General features: G+C 34.1%; 24 protein-coding genes. 14 read left to right on the forward strand and 10 right to left on the reverse strand.

Annotation, left to right across the window (positions count from 1 at the left end; translation table 11 throughout):
• Positions 1-108: 108 nt before the first annotated feature.
• The 8 genes from gldG (at position 109) to ACFSJT_RS03055 (ending at position 8,349) form a co-directional block, all read left to right on the forward strand.
• The gene (gene gldG, locus ACFSJT_RS03020) at positions 109-2,490 is read left to right on the forward strand and encodes a gliding motility-associated ABC transporter substrate-binding protein GldG (protein ID WP_378318722.1); all 2,382 of its coding nucleotides are present in this window, start codon (positions 109-111) and stop codon (positions 2,488-2,490) included.
• Between the two features lie 17 nt (positions 2,491-2,507).
• Positions 2,508-3,326 (forward strand): ABC transporter ATP-binding protein, encoded by an 819-nt coding sequence (locus tag ACFSJT_RS03025; RefSeq protein ID WP_378318723.1) that lies wholly within the window; start codon positions 2,508-2,510, stop codon positions 3,324-3,326.
• Between the two features lie 54 nt (positions 3,327-3,380).
• Positions 3,381-4,109 carry a DUF2927 domain-containing protein gene (locus ACFSJT_RS03030; protein WP_378318724.1) on the forward strand — a complete coding sequence of 243 codons (729 nt, stop codon included), beginning with the start codon at positions 3,381-3,383 and terminating at the stop codon, positions 4,107-4,109.
• A 157-nt stretch (positions 4,110-4,266) separates the two neighbouring features.
• The gene (locus tag ACFSJT_RS03035) at positions 4,267-5,610 is read left to right on the forward strand and encodes a DNA recombination protein RmuC (RefSeq protein WP_378318725.1); all 1,344 of its coding nucleotides are present in this window, start codon (positions 4,267-4,269) and stop codon (positions 5,608-5,610) included.
• A gap of 214 nt (positions 5,611-5,824) precedes the next feature.
• Positions 5,825-6,976, forward strand: a complete 1,152-nt coding sequence (locus tag ACFSJT_RS03040) for a serine hydrolase domain-containing protein (protein ID WP_378318726.1) — start codon at positions 5,825-5,827, stop codon at positions 6,974-6,976.
• A 2-nt stretch (positions 6,977-6,978) separates the two neighbouring features.
• A complete protein-coding gene (locus ACFSJT_RS03045) occupies positions 6,979-7,347 on the forward strand; it encodes a 6-phosphogluconate dehydrogenase (RefSeq protein WP_378318727.1) in 369 nt (122 codons plus the stop codon).
• A gap of 1 nt (position 7,348) precedes the next feature.
• A complete protein-coding gene (locus tag ACFSJT_RS03050; RefSeq protein WP_378318728.1) occupies positions 7,349-7,897 on the forward strand; it encodes an acyl-CoA thioesterase in 549 nt (182 codons plus the stop codon).
• A gap of 71 nt (positions 7,898-7,968) precedes the next feature.
• The gene (locus ACFSJT_RS03055) at positions 7,969-8,349 is read left to right on the forward strand and encodes a hypothetical protein (RefSeq protein WP_378318729.1); all 381 of its coding nucleotides are present in this window, start codon (positions 7,969-7,971) and stop codon (positions 8,347-8,349) included.
• A gap of 3 nt (positions 8,350-8,352) precedes the next feature.
• On the opposite strand, the gene ACFSJT_RS03060 is transcribed toward ACFSJT_RS03055, so the two are convergent.
• The 3 genes from ACFSJT_RS03060 to rpmH all read right to left on the reverse strand — a co-directional run bounded on the left by ACFSJT_RS03060 (position 8,353) and on the right by rpmH (position 12,118).
• Positions 8,353-8,706, reverse strand: a complete 354-nt coding sequence (locus ACFSJT_RS03060) for a T9SS type A sorting domain-containing protein (RefSeq protein WP_378318730.1) — start codon at positions 8,704-8,706, stop codon at positions 8,353-8,355.
• Positions 8,707-9,001: 295 nt separating this feature from the next.
• Entirely contained in the window at positions 9,002-11,854 is a 2,853-nt protein-coding gene (carB, locus tag ACFSJT_RS03065; protein ID WP_378318731.1) for a carbamoyl-phosphate synthase large subunit, read from the reverse strand.
• A gap of 105 nt (positions 11,855-11,959) precedes the next feature.
• On the reverse strand, positions 11,960-12,118 hold the full coding sequence (gene rpmH / locus ACFSJT_RS03070; RefSeq protein ID WP_073314535.1) for a 50S ribosomal protein L34: 159 nt from the start codon (positions 12,116-12,118) through the stop codon (positions 11,960-11,962).
• A gap of 174 nt (positions 12,119-12,292) precedes the next feature.
• Here rpmH and ACFSJT_RS03075 point away from each other — a divergent pair, with 174 nt between their 5' ends.
• Both ACFSJT_RS03075 and ACFSJT_RS03080 read left to right on the forward strand, forming a co-directional pair.
• Entirely contained in the window at positions 12,293-12,808 is a 516-nt protein-coding gene (locus tag ACFSJT_RS03075) for a DUF2892 domain-containing protein (protein WP_378318732.1), read from the forward strand.
• A 149-nt stretch (positions 12,809-12,957) separates the two neighbouring features.
• Positions 12,958-13,821: a TlpA family protein disulfide reductase gene (locus ACFSJT_RS03080; RefSeq protein WP_378318733.1), complete on the forward strand. Its 864-nt coding sequence runs from the start codon at positions 12,958-12,960 to the stop codon at positions 13,819-13,821.
• Positions 13,822-13,828: 7 nt separating this feature from the next.
• Here ACFSJT_RS03080 and ACFSJT_RS03085 read toward each other — a convergent pair whose 3' ends face one another.
• From ACFSJT_RS03085 to ACFSJT_RS03095, 3 genes are all read right to left on the reverse strand, one after another.
• Positions 13,829-14,197, reverse strand: a complete 369-nt coding sequence (locus tag ACFSJT_RS03085) for a sulfite exporter TauE/SafE family protein (protein WP_378318734.1) — start codon at positions 14,195-14,197, stop codon at positions 13,829-13,831.
• Between the two features lie 63 nt (positions 14,198-14,260).
• A complete protein-coding gene (locus tag ACFSJT_RS03090; protein ID WP_378318735.1) occupies positions 14,261-15,208 on the reverse strand; it encodes a lytic transglycosylase domain-containing protein in 948 nt (315 codons plus the stop codon).
• A gap of 64 nt (positions 15,209-15,272) precedes the next feature.
• Positions 15,273-15,944, reverse strand: coding sequence for an alpha/beta fold hydrolase (locus ACFSJT_RS03095; RefSeq protein ID WP_378318736.1), 672 nt, complete (start codon positions 15,942-15,944; stop codon positions 15,273-15,275).
• A 290-nt stretch (positions 15,945-16,234) separates the two neighbouring features.
• On the opposite strand from ACFSJT_RS03095, the gene ACFSJT_RS03100 reads away from it, so the two are divergent.
• Positions 16,235-16,537 carry an N-acetyltransferase gene (locus ACFSJT_RS03100; RefSeq protein WP_378318896.1) on the forward strand — a complete coding sequence of 101 codons (303 nt, stop codon included), beginning with the start codon at positions 16,235-16,237 and terminating at the stop codon, positions 16,535-16,537.
• 66 nt (positions 16,538-16,603) lie between these two features.
• On the opposite strand, the gene mtaB is transcribed toward ACFSJT_RS03100, so the two are convergent.
• A complete protein-coding gene (mtaB, locus tag ACFSJT_RS03105; protein WP_378318737.1) occupies positions 16,604-17,932 on the reverse strand; it encodes a tRNA (N(6)-L-threonylcarbamoyladenosine(37)-C(2))-methylthiotransferase MtaB in 1,329 nt (442 codons plus the stop codon).
• Between the two features lie 158 nt (positions 17,933-18,090).
• Between mtaB and ACFSJT_RS03110 the strand changes: the two genes are divergently transcribed.
• Positions 18,091-19,698, forward strand: coding sequence for an ABC transporter substrate-binding protein (locus tag ACFSJT_RS03110; RefSeq protein WP_378318897.1), 1,608 nt, complete (start codon positions 18,091-18,093; stop codon positions 19,696-19,698).
• Between the two features lie 199 nt (positions 19,699-19,897).
• Here the strand turns inward: ACFSJT_RS03110 and ACFSJT_RS03115 are convergent, their stop codons facing one another.
• The 3 genes from ACFSJT_RS03115 to ACFSJT_RS03125 form a co-directional block, all read right to left on the reverse strand.
• On the reverse strand, positions 19,898-21,070 hold the full coding sequence (locus ACFSJT_RS03115; protein ID WP_378318738.1) for a GlmU family protein: 1,173 nt from the start codon (positions 21,068-21,070) through the stop codon (positions 19,898-19,900).
• A 268-nt stretch (positions 21,071-21,338) separates the two neighbouring features.
• Positions 21,339-21,590: a type B 50S ribosomal protein L31 gene (locus ACFSJT_RS03120; RefSeq protein WP_210198042.1), complete on the reverse strand. Its 252-nt coding sequence runs from the start codon at positions 21,588-21,590 to the stop codon at positions 21,339-21,341.
• Between the two features lie 159 nt (positions 21,591-21,749).
• On the reverse strand, positions 21,750-22,205 hold the full coding sequence (locus ACFSJT_RS03125) for a hypothetical protein (RefSeq protein ID WP_378318739.1): 456 nt from the start codon (positions 22,203-22,205) through the stop codon (positions 21,750-21,752).
• Between the two features lie 329 nt (positions 22,206-22,534).
• Here ACFSJT_RS03125 and ACFSJT_RS03130 point away from each other — a divergent pair, with 329 nt between their 5' ends.
• Both ACFSJT_RS03130 and ACFSJT_RS03135 read left to right on the forward strand, forming a co-directional pair.
• Positions 22,535-23,038: a DUF4199 domain-containing protein gene (locus tag ACFSJT_RS03130; RefSeq protein ID WP_378318740.1), complete on the forward strand. Its 504-nt coding sequence runs from the start codon at positions 22,535-22,537 to the stop codon at positions 23,036-23,038.
• A gap of 137 nt (positions 23,039-23,175) precedes the next feature.
• Positions 23,176-23,700 carry a DUF4199 domain-containing protein gene (locus ACFSJT_RS03135; RefSeq protein ID WP_378318741.1) on the forward strand — a complete coding sequence of 175 codons (525 nt, stop codon included), beginning with the start codon at positions 23,176-23,178 and terminating at the stop codon, positions 23,698-23,700.
• Position 23,701 lies beyond the last annotated feature (1 nt).

A 23,701-nucleotide genomic window follows, 5' to 3' on the forward strand; every position in this document is an offset into this window, starting at 1 on the left:
ATATATAAAACTCAAAACCTGAATTTTAAATGCAAAATAAAAATATAAAAGTTGAATACAAACGTTTATGAATACTGAACACTCAATACTTAATACTCAATACTCACTATGTTTGCATTAATACGAAAAGAAATAAATGCCTTTTTTGCCTCTGCAGTTGGATATCTCGTTATTGCTGTATTTTTAATCCTCAGCGGCTTGTTTCTTTGGGTTTTTAAAGGACAGTTTAACATACTGGATAGTGGATTTGCAGACCTTTCTCCTTTTTTTCAGATCACCCCATGGATACTATTCTTTCTTATTCCGGCGATCACTATGAGGAGTTTTTCTGAAGAGAAAAAGCAAGGTACTTTAGAGTTATTACTTACCAAGCCGATAAAATTGTGGCAATTGGTTTTAGGAAAGTATTTAGGAAGTTTAGCATTGATCATTATAGCCTTACTCCCAAGTCTGCTTTATGTTATTTCTATTTATCAACTGGGCAACCCTGTGGGGAACCTTGATGTTGGCAGCACAATTGGGTCTTATATGGCACTACTATTACTTGCTGCCACCTATAATGCTATAGGCATATTTTCTTCTTCAATGACAAACAACCAGGTTATTTCCTTTTTAATCTCATTATTTCTATGCTTTGTAATTTATTTTGGTTTTAATGCGATTGCTAATTATGGTTTGGTTGTTTTCGAACAATTGGGAATGCAATTACACTTCGAACGCATGAGCCAAGGTGTACTGGATACCAGGGATATATTCTATTTTTTAGGAAGTATTTTTCTTTTTGCAGCATTAACAATTATTGGTTTAAGTAAAGGTGTGAAAAAACAAAAAATAAAAATTCTGGCCTTTATCTTGGTGCCTATCATTATCATTAATCTTATTGGGAATTCTTTTTACAAACGTTTTGACCTTACACAAGACAAACGTTTCACACTCTCAAAATCAACTAAAACCCTAATTCTTGAAACCCCTGCTCAGCTAGTGATCGATGTCCTTCTCGAAGGTGATTTCCCATCAGAATTCAAAAAGTTACAATCTGAAATTAAACAACTGCTGGAAGAGTTCAATGCGCTAAATCCCAACATACAATATATCTTTACTAACCCGTTAGAAGAAGAAGCGCTGCGCTCTGAAACCATCAACCAACTGCAACAATTTGGACTTACGCCAATGGAGGTAAGTGTGCAGGAAAGTGGAAAAGCCGAAATCGAAACCATTGTACCTTGGGCAATTCTTAGCTTTCAGGATCGTAGTGTAAAAGTTCCTCTGGTTAAAAATACAATAGGAGCCACTTCAGAAGAGCGAGTTAACAATTCTATACAACAACTAGAATATGCTTTTGCAGATGGTCTTACAAAACTATTACATCCTAAAAAATATAAAATTGCGGTGTTAAAAGGTAATGGCCAATTACCTGATATTAAAATTGCAGACTTTATTAAAACATTACAAGATTATTATTTTGTAGGTGCATTTACATTAGATTCTGTCGCAAATAATCCACAAAAGACATTGACTGATCTTCAAAAGTTCGATATGATTATCAATGCTAAACCCAATGAACCATTTTCTGAAAAAGAAAAGTACGTATTAGATCAGTTTATAATGAACGGTGGAAAATCATTATGGCTATTAGAATCTACCTCAATGGAAATTGATAGCTTAATGAATCCTGAAGGTTCTTCAGTGGCCCTTATGCAAGACCTTAGATTGGGCGATGCCTTATTTTCATATGGAATACGAGTAAATCCCGTTCTGGTGAACGACCTATATTCTGCCCCCCTGGTTTTAGCATCTGGTGAAGGAAATGATACTCAATTTACACCGTATCCATGGTTTTATGAGTCTTTAACAAAAAGCAACAGTAATCATCCTGTTGTTAAAAATATTGAATCAGTAAAATTTGAGTTTTCAAATCAGATAGATACCCTCAAAAACGATATCAAAAAGACCGTTTTACTCACTAGTTCTGACAAATCTAAGCTGGAAGGTGTTCCTAAAGAAATACGATTAGACATCATTAGAAAAAAACCCGACATTGCCAGCTATAATGAAGGTCCTCAAAATCTTGCGGTATTACTAGAAGGAAATTTCAAATCAAACTACAAAAACCGAGTAAAACCTGTCAAAATCGAATCACATAGAGACACCAGTGTCAACACCAAAATGATTGTCGTTTCAGACGGAGATATCATTAAAAACAGAATACGAAAAGGACAACCTTTAGAATTAGGTTATGATCCTTATTTAAACCTTAAATATGGTAACAAAGAGTTCTTATTAAATGCAATAAATTATCTTCTGGATGATTCCGGACTTATTGGAGTTCGCAGTAAAGAGATCAATATCCCTTTTTTAAACATTGAAAAAGTGGTTAAAGAGAAAACACTCTGGCAGGCAATTAATATTATGGTACCCTTAATTTTACTAGGCGTTTTTGGTTCTATATTCTCATTCCTTCGGAAAAGAAAGTATAGAAAGAATTCTTAAAATACTATTCTCTATATTTGACATACGTAAAACTAAAAACTATCGATTTCGATACTATAAATATTGTCCTAAAAACCGAAGATCTTTCGATTGGCTATCACTCAAAAAAAGAATTAAATGTGGTTGCTGCAGATATCAACCTAAATTTATATGAGGGAGAATTGGTGGGGTTAGTAGGCGCCAATGGGATAGGAAAATCAACTTTATTACGAACGCTATCAAGAGTTCAACCGGCGTTGCATGGAAACATTTTTATATCAGAAAAAGAGCTTACTTCTTACAAACCGATAGAACTCGCTTCACAATTAAGCATCGTATTAACCGAGCAAATAGCTTCAAAAAACATAACAGTCCAGGAACTAGTTGCTTTAGGTAGACAACCATACACTAACTGGGTAGGTAAAATGACCGAACAAGATGTCGAAAAGGTACGTAAAGCAATCGAAGTAACTCATATTTCAGATCTGGTTGCGAAACGTTGTTTTGAGCTTAGCGACGGGCAGCTTCAAAAAGTCTTAATTGCACGTGCAATAGCACAAGACACTCCTTTTATCATGCTAGACGAACCTACTACACATCTAGATGTATACCATAAGGCTTATATTTTAAAGCTCTTAAAACGTCTTGCTTTCGAAACCAAAAAAACTATACTTTTCTCTACTCATGAGATTGATTTTGCCATACAATTATGCGATAAGATGATTGTAATGAATACAGAAGGTTTTGAGTTTGGTCGTCCCAAAGAACTTGTTCAAGCCAGAGCATTTTCTGGACTTTTTCCCGAAGATTTAATTCTTTTTGATGCGAAGTCGGGGCGGTATAAGGTTAGGAATTAAATTTGAATATATACATAAGTTTTAATACCTTTAAATTAAGGCAAATCCTATTACATGCAATTCAGAATTTATTTTCTTATAATATTATTCGTTTTTTCATTTTTTTCTTCTTGTTCCAAAGATGATGAAATGATTGTAAATGACGATAATATTTCTGAATTCAGTGAATATGAATTTAATGTAATAAATTACTTCAAAGAAATAGCTTTGGGTTCTGAAAATGGTACTGCTTCTAAAATTACTAGAAAATGGACATCGACCATGCGGATTTTTGTTGATGGTGAAGTGACTCTTGCAAATCAAAGAGCATTAAACAGTATAGTCTCAGAAATTAATAACCTAGTATCAGATGGTTTTGAAATAGAAATTGTAGACAATCTCGAACAATCAAATTATCATATGTTTTTTGGCTCTGCTAGAGAATTTGTTGCCATTTATCCTTACCATAGTGAGCGTGTTATTGAAAACTGGGGACTATTTAGATTTTACATTAATGAATCTAATGAGATTATACAAGGACATATGTACGTAGATATTGAAAGAGCAAATGAAATTGAACAAAGACATCTACTAAGAGAAGAGTTGACACAATCATTAGGGCTTGCTCGAGATTCTTACACATATCTCAACAGTATTTTTCAGCAAAACTGGACAACAACAACTCAATACGCAGAAATAGACAAAGATCTTATTAGGTTGCTGTATCATCCAGATATGAGGATAGGGCTTAATAATGATGAAGTAAGACCTGTTCTAGAAGAGATAATAAGAAATCAACGATAACTACTTTAGATTTTATCTATTTTTTGTATTCTATGGATGAGCTTTAGCGTAAAATTGACTTTTTGATTCAGACATAAATTATATTAAGTACAAAGCATAAAACTTCTTAACACATTCTCGTTGCTTATATTTATCTTTGAATAAACAATTAGAGTACATGTCAGAATACACACCGATCATCATTGCTGTTGGAGTAATTATAATATCAATCATTGTTGGCTTTTTTATTGGTAAGTACGTGGCTTCACTTAAAAACAGAAGTGAAAAAAGTTCTATTAATGAAAGAGCAAATCAGCTTCAACTTCAATTTGATGAACATAAAAAATATTCAGAAAAGCAGCTTTCCGAAATAACTCTTGAGCGTGAAGAAATTCGTAGAGAAAAAGATTTCTTAAACACAGAGCTTACACGTCGCAATGCCGAATTTGACAACCTCCAGCTAAAAAACGCTGAGCAAAAAGATGAAGTAGAGAAATTACAAGAAAAATTCACAAAAGAATTTGAAAACCTTGCCAATAAGATTCTAGATGAAAAATCAAACAAGTTTACTGAGCAGAACAAAGAAAATATCAAAAATATTCTGAACCCGTTACAGGAAAAAATCAATACATTCGAAAGGAAAGTAGAACAAACTCATAAAGAAAGTATCGATTATCATGCCGCACTGCGCCAACAAATTCTAGGTCTGAAAGATCTTAATGAACAGATGAGTAAAGAAACTACTAATCTTACTAAAGCTTTAAAAGGGGATAGCAAAATGCAAGGTAACTGGGGCGAATTGGTCCTTGAACGTGTGTTAGAAAAATCTGGACTAGAAAAAGATCGCGAATACTTTGTTCAGCAAAGCTTTACACGAGAAGATGGTGAGCGCGTTTTACCAGATGTGGTTATTTATTTACCAGATAATAAAAAGATGGTCATCGATTCTAAAGTGACACTTACTGCTTATGAACGTTATGTAAATGAAGATGATGATAATTTAAAAACGAACTACCTTAAAGAGCATATTGTTGCTCTTAAACGTCATGTTGATCAGCTTTCAGAAAAGAATTATCAGGATTTGTATGATATAGAATCCCCGGATTTTGTATTGCTTTTCATTCCTATAGAGCCAGCCTTTGCCATTGCAATTAATGAAGAAAATAAATTATACAATCAAGCTTTTGAAAAAAATATAGTCATTGTAACCCCTTCTACTCTTTTGGCCACATTGCGTACTATTGACACCATGTGGAACAACGAAAAACAGCAACGTAACGCTATCGAAATTGCGCGCCAGGCAGGTGCTTTGTACGATAAGTTTGAAGGCTTGGTAAAAGATCTAACTGGTGTGGGTAAGAAGATTGATGACGCTAAAAAAGATTATTCGGCTGCAATGAACAAGCTAGTCGAAGGCCGCGGAAATTTAATCACTAGCGTAGAAAAACTGAAAAAAATGGGAGCCAAAGCCAAGAAATCGCTCCCCGAAGTCATTATAAAAAGAGCAACAGAAGATGAATAATGTCAAAATCTCATAGTATAAAAATAGATTTACCATGAAAATACTAGAAATTGATGAAAAAGTGATTATACTATATCTAGCAGAAAATCTGTTTTAATACCACAATGAATATTATGAAGAATATGGTTTATTTTATTGGATATGTTTTATTTATATTAGGGTCGTACGGAACGGCAAAAACAGTAATCGCTACCAAAACTATAACAAGGATTCTATGAAAAATAAAAATATCGTAGTATTTCTGTTTTGCTTATTCGCTGCTAATATTTTTATAGCACAACAAACCTATTTTCCAAAACAAGGAAACTGGAAAGAAAAAACACCTTCAGAATTTAATATTGATGCTCAAAAACTTCAAGAGGCTGTTCAATTTGCAAAGGATACAGAATACTCTGGTGCCAAAGATCTTCGGCAGGCAATTTTAAAAGGTTTCGAACGTGAACCCTACCATAACATATTGGGTCCCACCAAAAAGAGAGGAGGTCCTGCCGGGGTCATTCTTAAGAACGGTTATATCATTGCAAAGTGGGGAGATGTTGATCGTGTGGATATGACTTTTAGTGTTACCAAAAGCTATTTGTCTACGATGGCGGGGCTTGCTGTAGATAAAGGATTAATAGCATCGGTTGATGATTATACCTACAAAAATATTTGGGATCATACTTTTGATGGTACTCACAATAAAAAAATAACATGGCGGCATCTCTTGACACAATCTTCAGATTGGTCAGGTCAATTGTGGGGTGGCTACGATTGGGCCGATCGCCCACCAAAAGAAGGAAGTATTGATGATTGGAAATACAGAAAACTAAACGCGCCCGGGACCGTTTTTGAATATAATGACGTGCGGGTAAATGTGCTAGCCTATTGCTTATTGAATGTTTGGAGAAAGCCATTACCGCTGGTTTTAAAAGAAAAAATCATGGATCCCATTGGTGCATCAACTACATGGAGATGGTATGGATATGACAATTCATGGGTTAATATTGACGGAATTAAAATGCAATCTGTTAGTGGTGGTGGCCATTCTGGTGGTGGGTTATTTATTAATACGCTAGATCATGCTCGATTTGGCCTTTTGTTTTTAAATTACGGTAAATGGGATGGAAAACAATTACTTTCTAAAGAATGGATTAAAGAAGCCATAAAACCATCTCAGGCAAATCCAAACTATGGTTTTATGTGGTGGCTGAATCTAAAAGGTAACAGACACTGGGAAGGTTTACCAGAACACTTGTATTATGCCGCAGGATTTGGAGGTAATTTTATAGTTATTGACCAGGAACAAAACCTGGTGGTGGTTACGCGATGGTTAGAACCTGACCAAATTGATAAGTTTATGAGTAAGATCTATAAAGCATTATAAATATGAAAAAAGTATTAGTCATAATTATTCTTGTAATCCTGGGTCTTTTTGCAGCCTGGTACGCCTTTGTGTATTACGCATCTTATAGTGAAGGAACCAGAAGCGGTGAACTTATAAAATTTAGTAATAAAGGTGTTATCGTTAAGACTTGGGAAGGCGAGATTAGTCAGGGTATTTCTGGAGCACAGATATTTAGCTTTTCTGTAGAAGATAAAGAAAAGGATATCATTGATAAGCTTGAGAAGCTACAGGGAAGATATGTAAAACTGAAATATAAAGAACGTTTTGCGCGAATTTCTTGGCTGGGCGATACAAAATATTTTATCATTGATGTTGTAGAAGAAGAATCTCCTCATTTTAGAAATAAATAATATGAGTACCAAAAAGTATAAAACAAACAGGGAGTCGAGAATAACCATTTCCCAATTAATGCTTCCCTCCCATTCTAACTTTAGCGGAAAAATACATGGTGGTTATATTTTATCGCTTATGGATCAAATTGCTTTTGCATGCGCCTCTAAACATTCTGAAGCTTATTGTGTAACAGCCAGTGTAGACAAAGTAGATTTTTTAAAACCGATAGAAGTTGGTGAACTAGTAACTTTGAAAGCCTCTGTGAACCACGTTGGAAATACTTCTATGGTGGTAGGCCTTCGGGTAGAAGCTGAAAATATACAGACCGGAACTATAAAGCATTGTAACTCTAGCTATTTTACTATGGTTGCAAAGAATAAAGAAGGAAAAAGCATCCCGATACCAGGCTTGATTTTGGAAAATAAAACCGCGATACGAAGATTTGTTAGAAGTATTATTCGTAAGGACGAAGCAACAGCAAGGCGCGATCGTTTTAAAGCTTCAGAATTTGAACTTGAATCACACCTTGAAATCCTTAAGGAATACAATGTAAAGATCGATTTATAATTAATTTTGAGTTATCGCGTTATAGTAATAATTGCTATTATCTTTGTATATTTCTGCAAAAACCCCAAACTATGAAAAATTTTTTTAAAAAAATGCTGTTAATTTTCATTGCCTTACTTTCTTTTAACTGTGGTAGCGATGACAGTACAGAACCAGAACCAGAGCCAAATCCAGATACCAATCCAAACCCAAACAAAATTACTACCTATAACGCAGATGTGAAAACGATTATGGATGCACAATGTGTTCGATGTCACACGGATCCGCCGGTAGAAGGTGCTCCTTTTCCCTTACGTACCTACGCAGAAACTATTATAGGAGTAAACAGAGATCTTGTTTTAAGAATGACTTCTACGAGTATAAATAATGTCATGCCTCCTTCTGGTCGACTACCACAGGAAACTATCGATATTATTCTCGATTGGGAAGCCGATGGTTTCTTAGAGCAATAGAAATTATCTATTGTTTACAGCATCCTGACCTTTATAAAAACGCTTTATCGCCATGTCATTTTCAGAGTATATTTTGATCAGATAATATCCTTTTCGTAATTCTGAAACATCTACGTTTCTATTGAGATGAAGCTTTTTTTCCATTCGAATAAATCCTGCTTTATCAATAATTTTAATGTGCAAAGAATGTGCAGGTTTATTAGTTTCAATTCTTATAAACTCTGAAGTGATAGAAGGCTTGATTTCAAAAGAAAATATCTCATCATTTACAGGTAAAGGATTATGGGTATCTCTTTCATTACCATAAGATATTATCGTTATGGCGAAAAATAAAGTAACTAGTAGCAATTTTTTCATAATATATATTTTAGGTAATAGATTAACAATCGTACATTAATATGATTACTACAATATACTAACAGTTTTACTTTTAAAAAGTTAATAAATATACAAATAGGAAAATAATTAACACTTTTTTAGAAAAAAATATGAAAAAGAGGCCTGAAAAGACTCAAAAAACGTCATTACGAAAAATTTCAATTTTGAAGTAATCTGTTTTTCAGTAACTTACATTTGACAGATTCCTTCGCTATGCTCGGAATGACAACTTTTGAGCCTCTTTATAAAGCTATAGAGAAATAACGTATTCTTCTTATTTGCTCAAATACATTTTACGTCTTGCATACAGATCATAAAACTGGTCATCCTTGAGATCATCTATAAATAAGATACTTTCTCCCGTACTTTTCATTTCTGGTCCTAACTTCTTATTCACATTAGGAAATTTATTAAAAGAGAATACCGGTTGTTTGATGGCATAACCATCTAAATGGGGTTTAAAGTCAAAATCTGTTACCTTTTTCTCTCCCAGCATTACTTTGGTTGCATAATTTACGTAAGGTTCGCCATAAGCTTTTGCAATAAAAGGTACTGTACGCGACGCCCTGGGGTTCGCTTCAATGATATAGACCATATCATCTTTTATAGCAAATTGGATGTTGATTAATCCCACTGTGTTCAATGCCAAAGCAATTTTATGAGTATGATCTTTAATCTGTTGCATGACAAATTCACCCAGATTAAAAGGCGGCAATGTAGCGTTTGAGTCTCCCGAATGAATTCCGCAAGGCTCTATATGCTCCATAATACCAATAATATATACGTTTTCGCCATCGCAAATTGCGTCTGCCTCTGCTTCAATTGCACCATCCAGATAATGATCTAATAAAAGCTTGTTATTTGGGATTTTACGAAGTAAATCAACAACATGTTCTTCTAATTCCTGCTTATTGATCACGATTTTCATTCCCTGGCCACCTAAAACATAAGACGGTCTTACCAAAATTGGAAAATCAAGTCGATCAGCCACTTCTAATGCTTCATCTGCAGTTTCAGCCGTATCAAATTCTGGATATGGAATGTTATTATCTTTCAACAGTTTTGAGAAACTTCCTCTATCCTCTGCAAGATCCAATGACTGAAAACTTGTTCCAATAATTTTAATTCCGTAACGATCTAGCTTCTCTGCAAGTTTTAAAGCCGTTTGACCTCCCAGCTGAACAATTACTCCTTCGGGTTTTTCGTGCCTGATGATATCATAAATATGCTCCCAGAATACAGGCTCAAAATATAGTTTATCGGCAATATCGAAATCGGTAGAAACAGTTTCAGGATTACAATTAATCATGATGGTTTCGTATCCGCACTCCGCAGATGCCAAAACTCCATGCACACAACAATAGTCAAACTCAATTCCCTGTCCTATTCTATTAGGTCCAGATCCCAAAACAACTATCTTCTTTCTATCAGTAACAGCACTTTCGTTTGAAACGTATATTTCTCCTTCAGGAGTTTCTATCTCTGCTTCAAAAGTAGAATAGAAATATGGTGTTTGTGCTTTAAACTCAGCTGCACATGTATCCACTAATTTATATACACGCTTAATACCAAGCTCGTCTCTTTTATCGTATACTTCACTCTCATAACACCCTACCATATGTGCAATCTGTCTGTCTGCAAAACCTTTTTGCTTTGCTTCTAGTATGAGTTCCCTGGTTAAGGACTGAATGGTATACGTAGAAATTTCTTTTTCCAGATTATAGAGTTCTTCATATTGTTTCAAGAACCACATATCAATTTTTGTGATTTCATGTATCCTACTTAAAGGAATTCCCATCTGAATCGCATCATAAATCACAAATACGCGATCCCAACTTGCGTAGGTAAGTTTTTTTATGATGGTATCGTAATCTTTATATCCTTTACCATCGGCTCCTAAACCGTTTCTCTTTATTTCCAGAGATTGTGTCGCTTTATGTAAAGCTTCTTGAAAAGATCTACCGATAGCCATCACCTCCCCTACAGATTTCATCTGGAGTCCAAGTGTACGATCAGATCCTTCGAATTTATCAAAATTCCATCTTGGTATTTTTACAATAACATAATCCAACGTCGGTTCAAATAATGCCGAAGTTGATTTTGTAATTTGGTTATCCAGTTCATCAAGTGTATATCCAATAGCCAATTTTGCAGCTATTTTAGCAATTGGATATCCTGTTGCTTTAGATGCCAATGCTGAAGATCGAGAAACCCTTGGGTTTATTTCGATGGCAATAATGTCCTCATTTTCATCTGGGCTCACCGCAAATTGAACGTTACATCCTCCTGCAAAATCCCCAATACTACGCATCATATGTATAGCCATATCACGCATACGTTGATAAGTTTTATCACTAAGCGTCATTGCAGGAGCAACAGTAATAGAATCCCCTGTATGGATTCCCATTGGGTCCATATTTTCAATTGCACAAATAATGACTACATTATCGTTATTGTCTCTCAGTAATTCCAATTCATATTCTTTCCAACCGATCAATGCCTTATCTATCATTACCTCATGAATTGGGGAAACTTCCAGTCCACGCGTCAATAATTCGTCAAAATCCTCTTCTTTATATACAAAAGAAGCTCCGGCGCCACCCAAGGTGTATGATGCTCTAATCACTAGGGGAAAACCAAATTCTTGTGCAATTTCCTTACCTTTTAAATAAGAATTGGCGGTAGCCTGAGGAGCCATACCAATTCCAATCTTTAACATCAATTCTCTAAACTGCTCGCGATCCTCAGTAATGTTTATAGCATCAATATCAACCCCTATTATTTCTACATCAAAATCTTCCCAAATACCTTTTTCATCAGCCTCAATACATAAATTCAAAGCCGTTTGCCCTCCCATTGTTGGCAATACAGCATCAATTTGAGGATGTTCTTTGAGAATCTCTATGATCGATTTGGTGTTTAATGACTTAAGATATACGTGGTCGGCCATAGACGGATCTGTCATAATGGTGGCCGGATTAGAATTTATAAGAATGGTTTCTATTCCATCTTCACGTAATGATCTTAATGCTTGAGTTCCAGAATAATCAAATTCGCAGGCTTGACCAATGACAATAGGTCCTGACCCTATGATAAGTATACTTTTGAGTTTTTCGTTTTTAGGCATATGATAAAATTATGGACTATTTTTCTTATTCAATTTGGTGATTAGATATAAAAAAAGGCGTTACTCATGAAGTAACACCTTTAATATTTTGAAAGCACATTATCATTAGTGCTTGTGTCTTAATTCTGAAGAAACAGATAGCTTCTTTCTTCCCTTAGCTCTTCTACGAGCTAATACCTTTCTACCATTTACAGATGCCATACGCTCTCTGAAACCGTGTTTGTTCTTTCTCTTTCTTTTCGATGGTTGAAACGTTCTTTTCATTGCTATCTATCTTTATGTATCTTCTTGAAAAATCTCTTTATTTAGATCTTTGAGTATCTCCCCCAAAAACTGCGGGCAAATATACAAAGACTTTTTACTTTGACAAACCCAAATATCAAAATATTTTTATTTGTTTTTATTACCTTTGCGGCGACTTAAAAATAAAACAATTCGATGTATAATAAAAATATAAAATTAGTAATTGCAGTATTGATTGTAGGATGGGCCGTGTGGCAAATAATAGAAGGGTATATTGGCAATGGTATCATGCTCATTTTACTTTCGCTAATTTTTGTGTTTTTGTATTTTAAGAACGAGCTAATTCTTCTTGCATTTTTGAGGTTACGTAAACAAGATTTTGAAGGTGCCAGAAAATGGTTAGACAAAATTAAGAATCCCGAAAGCGCACTTACGAGGAAGCAACAAGGATACTATAACTATCTTCTAGGCATTATGCTATCGCAAACTAATATTACGCAAGCCGAAAAATATCTGAAAAGAGCTATCAAATTAGGGTTATCAATGAATCAGGATTTAGCGGTTGCTAAATTAAATCTTGCGGGAATTGCAATGACCAAGCGCAGAAAAAGAGAAGCACAAACTTTACTTACTGAAGCCAAAAAATTAGATAAACATAATATGCTGAAAGATCAGATAACGATGATGAAGCAGCAAATGAAAAAGATTTAGGCACACTAATTGCTTAATATATTACGTTATCTAATAAAAGTTTGGCACTTAAAAGCCTTTAAAACGAACTATCGAGAAATTAAGTTTTCTCGGCAAATACTGTTTTTTTAAAGACTTTATAGTACATTAGCGATTGTAATTATTTTGTAATGAGAAAATTATTAACTCTAGGAATACTCTTTTCATTTTACGGCAATTTATTTGCTCAACCAGAAGTAAAAATTCCATTTTCAACAGCTATATCGGCACATATTGTAAAATACAATATAAAAATGGATGCCGCTTACAGAGAAAATGACTTGGAGAGAGCAAAATTTTTATTTGATTCTCTAGTCACCAACCATCTTAATGGTACCTATTTGGATAATTTTACGGTAAATACCATAAAGGAAGATCCCATTACTTTCTCAACATATGAAAAACCTTTGTTTCTTATTACTTATGCTGCCTGGTGTGTTCCTGGAATTGGAGAAATTCCGGCTTTAAACGACCTGGCAGACCGATTTCATGATCAAATTGATTTTGTGGTACTCTTTTGGGATACAAAAGAAAATCTTAAGGCTAAGAGTAAAGAATACAGCGAGCACATTAAATTAGTATATGTAGACGAAAAAACCAATTTAGATTCTCATATTGTTAATAAACTGAAACATGCTCTGGGTTTTCCAATGATGTATTTCACCAATGAAGAGAGAAAACTTTTAAATATTCAAAAAATAGAAACACACCACTCCAGCGAATCCTTAAGTAATTCTTACAACATACACTTTAACTCTTTGTCAAAAGGGGTCTCACTTATCATTGCCGATCTTGACGCAAGAGGTTTATTAGATGAAGAGGAAAACGCAGAATTAGATAACGCATTGAATCAAGATCAAGGAAAAGGTAGAAAGAATAAGAAAAATAAAGTTGGTGAAGATGGAAGAACCGATGAAGAGCGAAGAATTGATGAAGAATATGAAAAATATAAGCAAGAAAAAGATTCTTTAAAAAATCAGAGACGTAAGAATTAGATTATCATCATTTTCCGAAAATCATCTTTATTGCTACCAACAAAAGAACTCCGCCAAAAATCTTTTTAAGTAATGTCTGATTAATGGAAATTGCTAATTTGCTACCTAAGTAACCTCCTATGATAAAGGTAATTGCGATTATAGCTGCATATTTCCAATTCACATGTCCTTCTTGGTAATAATTATAAGCTGCCAAAAGAGTTACCGGAACTGCTAGAACCGCCAAACTGGTTCCTTGTGCCTCATGCTGGGAAAAATTCAACCACAGAAGCATTAGAGGAATCATTATAACACTACCCCCTATACCTAAGGTTCCACTGAAAAAACCCGCTAATAGACCGATTAAAATTAAAGAAACAAGTACTGAGATATTCATGCCGTTTGTTATAAACAGCTAACTTAAGTAAAAAAATTTTTGAATAAAACAAAAATCCAATAACTACTGCCCTACTCCTGTTTTATAATAGCCTTCTCTGGGAATTTTTATAAGATATTCTTTTCCGGTGGTATTATTCAAATTTGTTTCTCTAAGCCAGGGATTATGAAGTTTCAAAATCTTATAATTGATATCATACTGTTTTGCAAAAGCATTAAAATCGGTAATAGGTTCATCTACTAATACATTAAAAGTAGGGATATGTTTATATAAATCTTCTTCCTTGAAATTAAAGCCATACTTTTGAGGGTTACTTATGATTTCTTTAACCGCAACTATTCTAAAAACATATCTGCCCGTTTCTTCTCCCAACAAAAGATCATAATATGAGGATGCTTCTTGTCTTTCCATTTGTCTTAAGATACCCGCGCGTCCGGCGTTATAAGCAGCTGCAGCAAGGGTCCAGGAACCAAATTTCTCTTTTGCACTTTTAAGATATTTACAAGCAACTTCTGTAGATTTTTCGATATGGTATCTTTCATCAATGTTTTGGTTAACTTCTAACCCATATTCTTTGGCAGTACCTTTTAATATCTGCCAAAACCCAGTAGCTTTTGCAGGAGAAACCGCTTGTGTCAGACTACTCTCAATAACTGCTAAGTACTTAAAATCATCAGGTACACCTTGTTTTTTTAAAATAGGCTCTATAATTGGAAAGTATTTATTTGCTCTTTTGAAGAGAAGCAACCCATTAGATTGCCAATAAGTATTTACCAATAATTCCCTATCCATTCTTTCTCTGATATCAGGATTCGCAATAGGGACGAGTTCACCTGCAAAATTGAGATTATCGGGCATTGGTATGGCGTAGACGTTATAGTCATTCACCAAATTAGTTTCCAATATTTTTTGTTCTTGTGTTTTTTGGGGTTTGTCCTTGGTAGCATTGATAAAGATCCCAAAGGTGAATAAAACACCTAAAAAAACTAAAACTTTTTTTATCATCTTCATTATTTCAAGTAGGTTTTGTTGGGGGAATAAAATTTTGTACTACAATATAACGTAAAAAGTTAGACTATTGCAAGTTATCATTGATTATTTCAGGTAAATGTTTGTTAAACCATCGTGCTCGATTCACAATCATGACATGTGTTCCTTTATGGACTGTGATGCAATTTTTAATGTTTGAAATAGGAAAAACAATATCCTTTTCACCATGGATATGGATAATCTCTTCTGGATATTCTTCCTGATCCCAACAAACCATTTTTTCTATAGCCCAATCCAAATATGTTTTATCATTAACAGCAAGATATTTTTGATACATCGCCGCCCTTTTCTTAGCAAATTCACCAAAAGCTAACTTTTCCCAATTATCTATTTTGGAAACTAAAGAAGTGGGTAGCAATTTGTAAAATCCGGTTTTTCTAGCGATTTTAATTCTTTTAGGTAGTTCATATTTATTTTTTACGCTGGAAACTATAATCAATTTTTTTACATTTAAGTGTTTACTCATTTCCTGGACCATAATTCCTCCAAATGAAACTCCCACCAGTACAGCATTATCGTGCTTGATTTCTTCACACATTCTTTTTGCATACTCGGTGATAGACTCTGTCCTATGGGGGATCTTCCAAGGAATTGTATACATCCTATATTGATCTTCTGGTAGCTTGATGTGTTCAAAAATAGAAACGTCTGCCGCCATTCCGGGAATAAAGTAAACATGGCTAACTTCCTGCAACATAGGTATTTTAACAGAGGGTTATACGTTTAAAACACTAATTTTTGTATCTTTGCATATCAAAATTATAGTATTCCTTTTTCCTAGAAAAGGAAATACTGAGTTAAATTTTTATAAAAAGGGAATTTTTAACTAACAAATCTTAGTTAGGCATACTAAATGGATAACGCCAAATCTGTAAATATATTTGATTGGATACTTTTTGTGTGTTTATAAGAACAGGTTAGAATATTGGGTTCACCCCCCCTTATGTATGATTTAAATACCTCATAATTTAAAAAAATATGGAGAACATGAGTGATGTTGAATTAGAAATCATCGATAACGAATTTCTAAGACAATTCGAAACTACAATTGAAGGTCAAAAAGCAAAGATCGAGTACGCTCTACAGGAAAGAAAAATTTTCCTAACCAAACTTATCATGAGTGATGAACACATTGAAAAAGGATACGAAGAGGATTTTATTGTAGCTGTATTTAATGTGATTCAGGATCGTAACATAAGATTGGTCCCTACAAGTCCTATTATCGCTAAGTTCATGCGTAAAAACAGAAGAAAATATAAAGATTTACTGCCTGTGGGCATCAATATATAGTATATTCTTTGTATAGTATTGAAACATAAAAAATCTGCATTAATGCAGATTTTTTATGTCTTACCATTATGCTTTTACTCCTTCTGTGACAAAATCAAATCTTACCACGCCGTCATCGTCAATTTCATTAAGCTTTATGCTATGCAATGTATTTACGTAAGCAGGATTCCATGGCGTTCGTACCTTTACATAGTTTTCAGTAAACCCATGAATATATCCTTCTTTATTTTCAGATTCAAATAAGACAGTTCTTTCTGCACCTAATTGGCTCTCATAAAACGCTCTTCTTTTCTTGGCAGACAAGCCTCGTAACATTTTACTTCTTTTTTTACGAACACCTAAAGGAACAACACCTGCAAGATCTGCTGCTATTGTATTATCCCTTTCTGAATAGGTAAATACATGTAGATATGAGATATCAAGCTCTGACAAGAGCTTGTAAGTATCCAAAAAATGATCTTCGGTTTCACCGGGAAAACCAACGATTATATCTACTCCTATACATGCATGCGGCATCACTTCTTTAATCTTTCTTACCCTATCGACATATAAATCACTTAAATATCTGCGTCGCATTAATTTAAGGATTTCATCACTCCCAGACTGTAACGGGATATGAAAATGCGGAACAAATGTTTTAGAATTTGCGACAAAATCTATAGTTTCATTTTTCAATAAATTTGGTTCTATAGACGATATTCTAAGCCTTTCAATGCCTTTGACTTGATCCAAAGCCTGCACCAACTCAAAAAAAGTATGTTCGTGTTTTTTATTACCAAACTCTCCCTTACCGTAATCACCGATATTGACACCGGTAAGGACGATCTCTTTAATTCCTTTTTCAGAAATCTCTTTTGCGTTTTTCAACACATTCGCCAAGGTATCACTTCTAGAAATTCCTCTAGCCAATGGGATGGTACAATAAGTACACTTATAATCGCAACCATCTTGCACTTTCAGGAACGCTCGAGTGCGATCTCCGATAGAATAACTCCCCACATAAAAATCTGCTTCTTCTATTTCACAGGAATGCACTTCGCCAAAATCATTTTTGGAGAGATCATTTATATAATCGGTAATTTTAAACTTCTCGGTAGCTCCCAGTACCAGATCTACCCCATCCACTGCAGCTAACTCTTCAGGTTTTAATTGGGCATAACATCCAACAGCAGCAACGAAAGCATCAGGATTGATCTTTTGCGCCTGTTTGACAATAGTTTTAAATCTTTTATCAGCATTCTCTGTAACCGAACAAGTGTTAATCACATAAATATCTGCGTTTTCAGAAAAATCAACACGATCAAAGCCTTCATCGGTAAAATTTCTGGCAATTGTAGAAGTCTCCGAAAAATTCAGTTTACAACCTAGTGTATAAAAAGCAACTTTTTTTCTCATAAAACCATGTCTTATTTCCGTGAAGACAGAAATCTCGTTATATTTACCTTTTACTTACATCCGTCAAAATAGCAAATAAATTAAGGATAAATTTTGAGGGTGCAAATATACCAACAATAATTCGTTTACTAAAATTGAGAGTCAATCATTCCATTTCTATAATTCACTATTTAACAATAACTTATCTATTTTTTTCACTAATTTCTTGTGGAAAATCCTCTCAAAATAATAGAGACCATGAGGTATTTAGATATAATCAATTCGAAAATATTAGTTCTCTAGACCCCGCATTCGCAAGAAATGTGCCTAATATTTGGTCTACCAATCAATTATACAATGGTCTTGTGCAATTAGATGATTCTTTACATATCATACCTGATATTGCCAAGCGGTGGGAGATTTCAGAAAATGGTTTAAAATATACCTTTTTTCTTAGAAATGATGTTAAATTCCATAAACACGAAGTATTCAAAACCAAGAATGGCACGAGGTTAGTCACCGCTCACGATTTTACGTATAGCTTTAACAGACTTGTTGATCCAAAAGTTGCTTCGCCAGGAAACTGGGTACTAAAAAATGTTTCTAAATACCACGCCATAAATGATACTATTTTTGAGATCAAACTCAACAAACCTTTTCCTGCATTTTTAGGATTAATGAGCATGCGCTACTGTTCTGTAGTTCCTAAAGAAGTGGTAGATTATTATGGAAATCAATTTAGATCCAACCCTATAGGTACCGGCCCTTTTAAATTTAAACTTTGGGAAGAAAATGTGAAATTGGTATTCCGCAGAAATGAATTGTATTTTGAAAAGGACGAAAACGGAAAGCAACTACCATATCTAGAAGCAGTAGCCATTACATTTTTGCCAGATAAACAAAGTGAATTTTTGCAGTTTGCACAAGGAAAGATTGATCTGTTAAATAGCCTGGACGCTTCATACAAAGATGAGCTACTCACACCTACTGGTAAACTTCGTGAAAAATACCAAGATCAAATCAACATCAGCAAAGGTCCCTATCTTAACTCTGAGTATTTAGGATTTTATCTGGACACGGAAAAGAAAGAAATACAATCAGAATTACTTAGAAAAGCTATAAATCATGGTTTTGATAGGGAAAAGATGATTACCTATCTTAAAAATGGAATCGGTACCCCTGCTATTAATGGTTTTATCCCTAAAGGAATTCCAGGGTTTGACAATATTCCCGGATACGAATATGATACGGAAAAAGCATATGAGTACATAAAGAAGTACATAGATCAAACAGGAGACCGTAATCCCACCATTCGCATCGCCACAGACTCTAATTACCAGAGCATTTGTGAGTTTATACAACGTGAACTCGAAAAAATAGGGCTAACTATTATTGTTGACGTAATGCCACCCTCTACGATACGGCAAAAGAAATGGAGTGGTGAACTTGAAGTATTTAGAGCCAGCTGGATTGCCGATTATCCTGATGCCGAGAATTTTCTATCTCCGTATTACAGCAAAAATCATACTCCGAACGGACCCAATTATACACATTTCAAAAACGAAACCTTTGACAGATTATACGAAGAAAGTTTTTTGATTACAGATACAAAAGTAAGAGAACAACAATACGCCAAAATGGATTCGATTATAGTTGCACATGCGCCTATTGTTCCTTTGTATTATGATGAAGTAGTACGATTTACACAGAAAAATGTAAAGGGACTTACCAATAATCCGCAAAATTTCTTGATTTTAAAACGAGTTTGGAAAGAAAAAGCGAAGTAAACAAACCACCATACACTATAAGTACCAAAAGTTTTCCAATTTAAGGATTGAAACTCCTTTGAGTAGTGACAAACAAATCCGAAGTTCGCAGTTACTCAAACTGCGAACTGCTTGCCAAAAACTATATTATGTCTTTAGAACTTGAAAGGTAAATGCACTAAAGTGCATAGCTTTAACTATTTTTGAGGCTAATAAACCCTTATTCTTTACGCCATCGTTTTGTCTGTTCGAAAACATGCTCCAGAATCTTTTCATCTTCCTCAGTAAATTCTAGTTTTCTTCGAGACATCACCACTTTTGCCACTTCAAAAGCTTTTTTGGTTAAAAAAGTCGTAAATCCGGCACTACCACCCCAGCTATAGCTCGGTATAAAATTACGCGGAAAACCACTTCCAAAAACATTAGCACTTACTCCCACTACTGTTCCTGTATTAAACATGGTATTGATACCACATTTGGAGTGATCTCCCATCATCAAACCGCAAAATTGCAATCCTGTTTTGGCAAAACCTTCAGTTTCATAACTCCATAATCGTACCGGTGCATAATTATTTTTGAGATTAGAAGTGTTTGTATCTGCACCCAGATTACACCACTCACCCAATACAGAGTTACCTAAATAACCATCATGCCCTTTGTTTGAATACCCAAAGATGACAGAATTGGTGACCTCACCTCCTACTTTAGAATAGGGTCCTACCGTGGTTCCCCCATAGATTTTTGCTCCCATTTTAACCGCTGCATGATCACAAAGCACAAAAGGACCTCTTATAATACTACCTTCCATGATTTCAGCATTCTTACCAATATAAATAGGTCCGTTACTGGCATTAAGCGTCGTAAACTCCAGCTTCGCTCCTTCTTCAATAAAAATATGCTCTGGAGCGATCACGTTGTTACTTGCAGGGATAGGCTGACTTTCTCTACCACTAGTCAATAAAACAAAATCCTGATTGATGGCTTCCTCATTTTTTGAAAATATATCCCAGGTATTTTTGACTGTCAATACTTTTTGCTCATATTGAAAAACCTCATAGGACTTGAAATCAACTTCCTGATCTTCTTTTACATGAAATGCAATAGGTTCCTCTTGATAAAAGATAGCCTGATTCGCTGTAAGATGTTTAATTCTCTCTACAAGATCTTCTGAAGGTAAAAAAGAACTATTAATCATAATATTCTCTGCCAATTCCACCATAGGAAATTTCTCACTCAAATACTCTTCGGTAACCGTAGAGGTGGTATATCCCAAGTATTTCTCCCATTTCTCTCGAATAGTTAAAATCCCTATCCGAATTTCTGCCACCGGTCTGGTAAATGTGAAAGGTAATAAAGCATCACGTGACGCTCCGTCAAAAAGAATATAATTCATGCGCTGATCTCAAAAAGTTAATAATTCGAATCATTGCAAAAATAAAGACGTTCGTGTTAAAAATAATGTTGTTTGGCTATTTTATTTTGAAATAAGTATCTAAACGAACCCTGAGGATACTGGAAGGGTGGAGTTGCTTCATATCCGCACTTTGAGAGCCTCAGTGCTCACGAAAACGAATTATTAAGTGGCCCTGAGGATACTCGAAGGGCAACAAAAAAAGCCTTTCTGCGTAGAGAAAGGCTTTTCAATATATTGTATATCCAAATTACTTTTTGAATTTGGCATATTTATTCTTGAACTTGTCGATACGTCCTGCAGTATCGATCAATTTTGATTTTCCTGTATAGAACGGATGAGAAGCTCTTGAAATTTCTAATTTCACTAACGGGTACTCTACACCATCTACTTCTAAAGTTTCTTTAGTATTTGCTGTAGATTTCGTTAAGAAAACTTCATCGTTAGACATATCTTTAAAAGCAACTAATCTATAATTTTCTGGGTGAATATCTTTTCTCATCTTAATTATCTTTTCTAAATTCGAGGTGCAAATTTACAATTATTTTGTGAATTGCAAAATGTTTTTTACCAAAGAAATCCATTTTCATTTTATTCTTCTGAAAATGGATTTAATTCTTGTAAAATCTTTGTTGTTGATTGTTGTGCACAAAATAGATTGTTAGTTTGGTGCCGAAGTTTGTTTTAGCCAATCCAGTATAGCACATCCCAAGCTCATACCACAACCCTCTGTACTCTTCTGATGTTTACTATTTACTCCCGATTTCAGATATTCATATTGATCGGCAATCCGTGTGAATTCTTCACCCGTCATGTTAATTGCCTCAAGTTGATAATATAAATCCAAAAAGGTCTGTGATTGATCACCCAAAAACTCTTGAAACAAAGTTTCTACATCTGAACTACTTAGGTTATCATTGGCTGTTTTTTGAGATAAGGACTCCATAAATTGCTGAAATTTACCTGTTTTAACGGCACTTTTATTCAATTCAATTAAAGCTTGCTTAACCAAAAGTTCCTTCTCTTCTTGGGAAAATTCAAGATTTTCTTCATCCGTTGTACAAGATGTAATCCCAATTAAAGAAAAAAGGATAGTCAAAAGTAATAATTTTTTCATAAACATTGATTTTATTGTTATTTAATCAATTTTAAAAATTGGGGTATTTAAAATAAATTTTTTAGTGCCCTTTTCAGGATTTTTTCTCTCTTTTTGATCTAAATCGTCTTATTTCAATCGATTTTATTTTTAAGTTATTTATCCCCGAAACTCCTTATTTAACGCAATCTCAGGCCATCCTTTGTTTACGGAAAAACCGTAATTAATTTGGTAAATATACGATAAAAATGTATATTAACCCGATGAAAAGCTAATTTATTTGAAGTTACAATATTTTTTATATTTGTATGCTATATAGATTATTAACAATTTTATAACAATTTTGCTATATGGAAGAAACTACTATTTCTACCAAAAAAAATATATTAGTCTATGGATTAATTCTTGGTTCTATTTTGGTTATATATGGTTTTTCTCGTCATATTACTGGTAATAGAGATACTGCTAATTGGGCTTATTCTATTTTTGAATTGTTCCTTTATATTGGATTCGTATTTTATGGTATTTATAAATACAAATCCCAAAATCATGGTTTTTTAACCTTATGGCAAGCTTTAAAAGTTGGATTTGGAATTACTTTTATCAGTATTGTTATGCAAAAAATTGGTGATATTTTTTTCGTAGAGGTAATTTCAGCCGAAACAATTCAAGAGATGTTTAATTCAACCGATTATCTAACGGCAAAAGAATCACAAGAACGAAATAAAACAGTGAATAAAGAAAATGATTATCTTATTAATATGTCAATAACCTTAATTCTTTATTTGGTACTAGGAGTAATTATTTCTCTATTCGCAGGAGCCATCATGCAAAAAAACCGAAATCCATTTTAGAAGTTGTATTATTATTATTAAACTATTTTTTTTTAAATCTATCAATTAATTTCCTTTTAATTTATTTCGACTCCAACTTGTAACATTTTACTATCTTTGAATACTTATGGTTATACATAACCAAAACTATTGTATACATGGAAAATGAAACAACCTCTACCAAAAAAATCATTATAAACTACGGGATAATTCTAGGTATGCTCTCTGTGATCATGGGAGTGATCATCTATATCACCGATGGATATGCTAAGCAAAACTGGATAAATACTGTTATTGGTATCGCTATTATTGCCGGTGTGATCATCTATGGAATTAAAGCCTTTAAAACAGCCAACAATGGGTTTCTAAAATTGGGTGAGGCGCTAAAAATTGGAGTAGGTATTGCACTTATTGGTGGAATTATAGGAGTTATTTGGACCATTCTGCTCATGAATGTTATCGAACCCGAGATTGTGAATCAAATAAATCAAGCGCAACGCGAACAGATGATCGAAAGTTATCCTGATATGTCTGAAGCTCAATTAAATCAAAGCCTGGAAATGGCTAAAAAATTTACATCGCCCTACATGATTGGCGCTTTTGCTCTAATATGGAATTTGTTTCTAGGACTTATCATTTCACTTTTTACCGGGCTGGCAATGCAAAAGAAACAAGACTTTTAAT

The organism is Aquimarina celericrescens (assembly GCF_042682765.1).
Taxonomy (GTDB): Bacteria; Bacteroidota; Bacteroidia; order Flavobacteriales; family Flavobacteriaceae; genus Aquimarina; species Aquimarina celericrescens.

Bases quoted from the DNA above. Each gene is read 5' to 3' on its own strand.
- gldG (WP_378318722.1), top strand. From the start codon at position 109: ATGTTTGCATTAATACGAAAAGAAATAAATGCCTTTTTTGCCTCTGCA.
- ACFSJT_RS03115 (WP_378318738.1), bottom strand. From the start codon at position 21,070: ATGAATTATATTCTTTTTGACGGAGCGTCACGTGATGCTTTATTACCT.
- ACFSJT_RS03125 (WP_378318739.1), bottom strand. From the start codon at position 22,205: ATGAAAAAATTATTACTTTTGACTATCCTTTTTTCTTTAATTGGGATT.
- ACFSJT_RS03135 (WP_378318741.1), top strand. From the start codon at position 23,176: ATGGAAAATGAAACAACCTCTACCAAAAAAATCATTATAAACTACGGG.
- ACFSJT_RS03120 (WP_210198042.1), bottom strand. From the start codon at position 21,590: ATGAGAAAAGATATTCACCCAGAAAATTATAGATTAGTTGCTTTTAAA.
- rpmH (WP_073314535.1), bottom strand. From the start codon at position 12,118: ATGAAAAGAACGTTTCAACCATCGAAAAGAAAGAGAAAGAACAAACAC.
- carB (WP_378318731.1), bottom strand. From the start codon at position 11,854: ATGCCTAAAAACGAAAAACTCAAAAGTATACTTATCATAGGGTCAGGA.
- ACFSJT_RS03100 (WP_378318896.1), top strand. From the start codon at position 16,235: ATGAGTGATGTTGAATTAGAAATCATCGATAACGAATTTCTAAGACAA.
- ACFSJT_RS03040 (WP_378318726.1), top strand. From the start codon at position 5,825: ATGAAAAATAAAAATATCGTAGTATTTCTGTTTTGCTTATTCGCTGCT.
- ACFSJT_RS03095 (WP_378318736.1), bottom strand. From the start codon at position 15,944: ATGTTGCAGGAAGTTAGCCATGTTTACTTTATTCCCGGAATGGCGGCA.
- ACFSJT_RS03060 (WP_378318730.1), bottom strand. From the start codon at position 8,706: ATGAAAAAATTGCTACTAGTTACTTTATTTTTCGCCATAACGATAATA.
- ACFSJT_RS03085 (WP_378318734.1), bottom strand. From the start codon at position 14,197: ATGAATATCTCAGTACTTGTTTCTTTAATTTTAATCGGTCTATTAGCG.
- ACFSJT_RS03075 (WP_378318732.1), top strand. From the start codon at position 12,293: ATGTATAATAAAAATATAAAATTAGTAATTGCAGTATTGATTGTAGGA.
- ACFSJT_RS03050 (WP_378318728.1), top strand. From the start codon at position 7,349: ATGAGTACCAAAAAGTATAAAACAAACAGGGAGTCGAGAATAACCATT.
- ACFSJT_RS03090 (WP_378318735.1), bottom strand. From the start codon at position 15,208: ATGAAGATGATAAAAAAAGTTTTAGTTTTTTTAGGTGTTTTATTCACC.
- ACFSJT_RS03130 (WP_378318740.1), top strand. From the start codon at position 22,535: ATGGAAGAAACTACTATTTCTACCAAAAAAAATATATTAGTCTATGGA.
- ACFSJT_RS03055 (WP_378318729.1), top strand. From the start codon at position 7,969: ATGAAAAATTTTTTTAAAAAAATGCTGTTAATTTTCATTGCCTTACTT.
- ACFSJT_RS03080 (WP_378318733.1), top strand. From the start codon at position 12,958: ATGAGAAAATTATTAACTCTAGGAATACTCTTTTCATTTTACGGCAAT.
- ACFSJT_RS03045 (WP_378318727.1), top strand. From the start codon at position 6,979: ATGAAAAAAGTATTAGTCATAATTATTCTTGTAATCCTGGGTCTTTTT.
- ACFSJT_RS03035 (WP_378318725.1), top strand. From the start codon at position 4,267: ATGTCAGAATACACACCGATCATCATTGCTGTTGGAGTAATTATAATA.
- mtaB (WP_378318737.1), bottom strand. From the start codon at position 17,932: ATGAGAAAAAAAGTTGCTTTTTATACACTAGGTTGTAAACTGAATTTT.
- ACFSJT_RS03030 (WP_378318724.1), top strand. From the start codon at position 3,381: ATGCAATTCAGAATTTATTTTCTTATAATATTATTCGTTTTTTCATTT.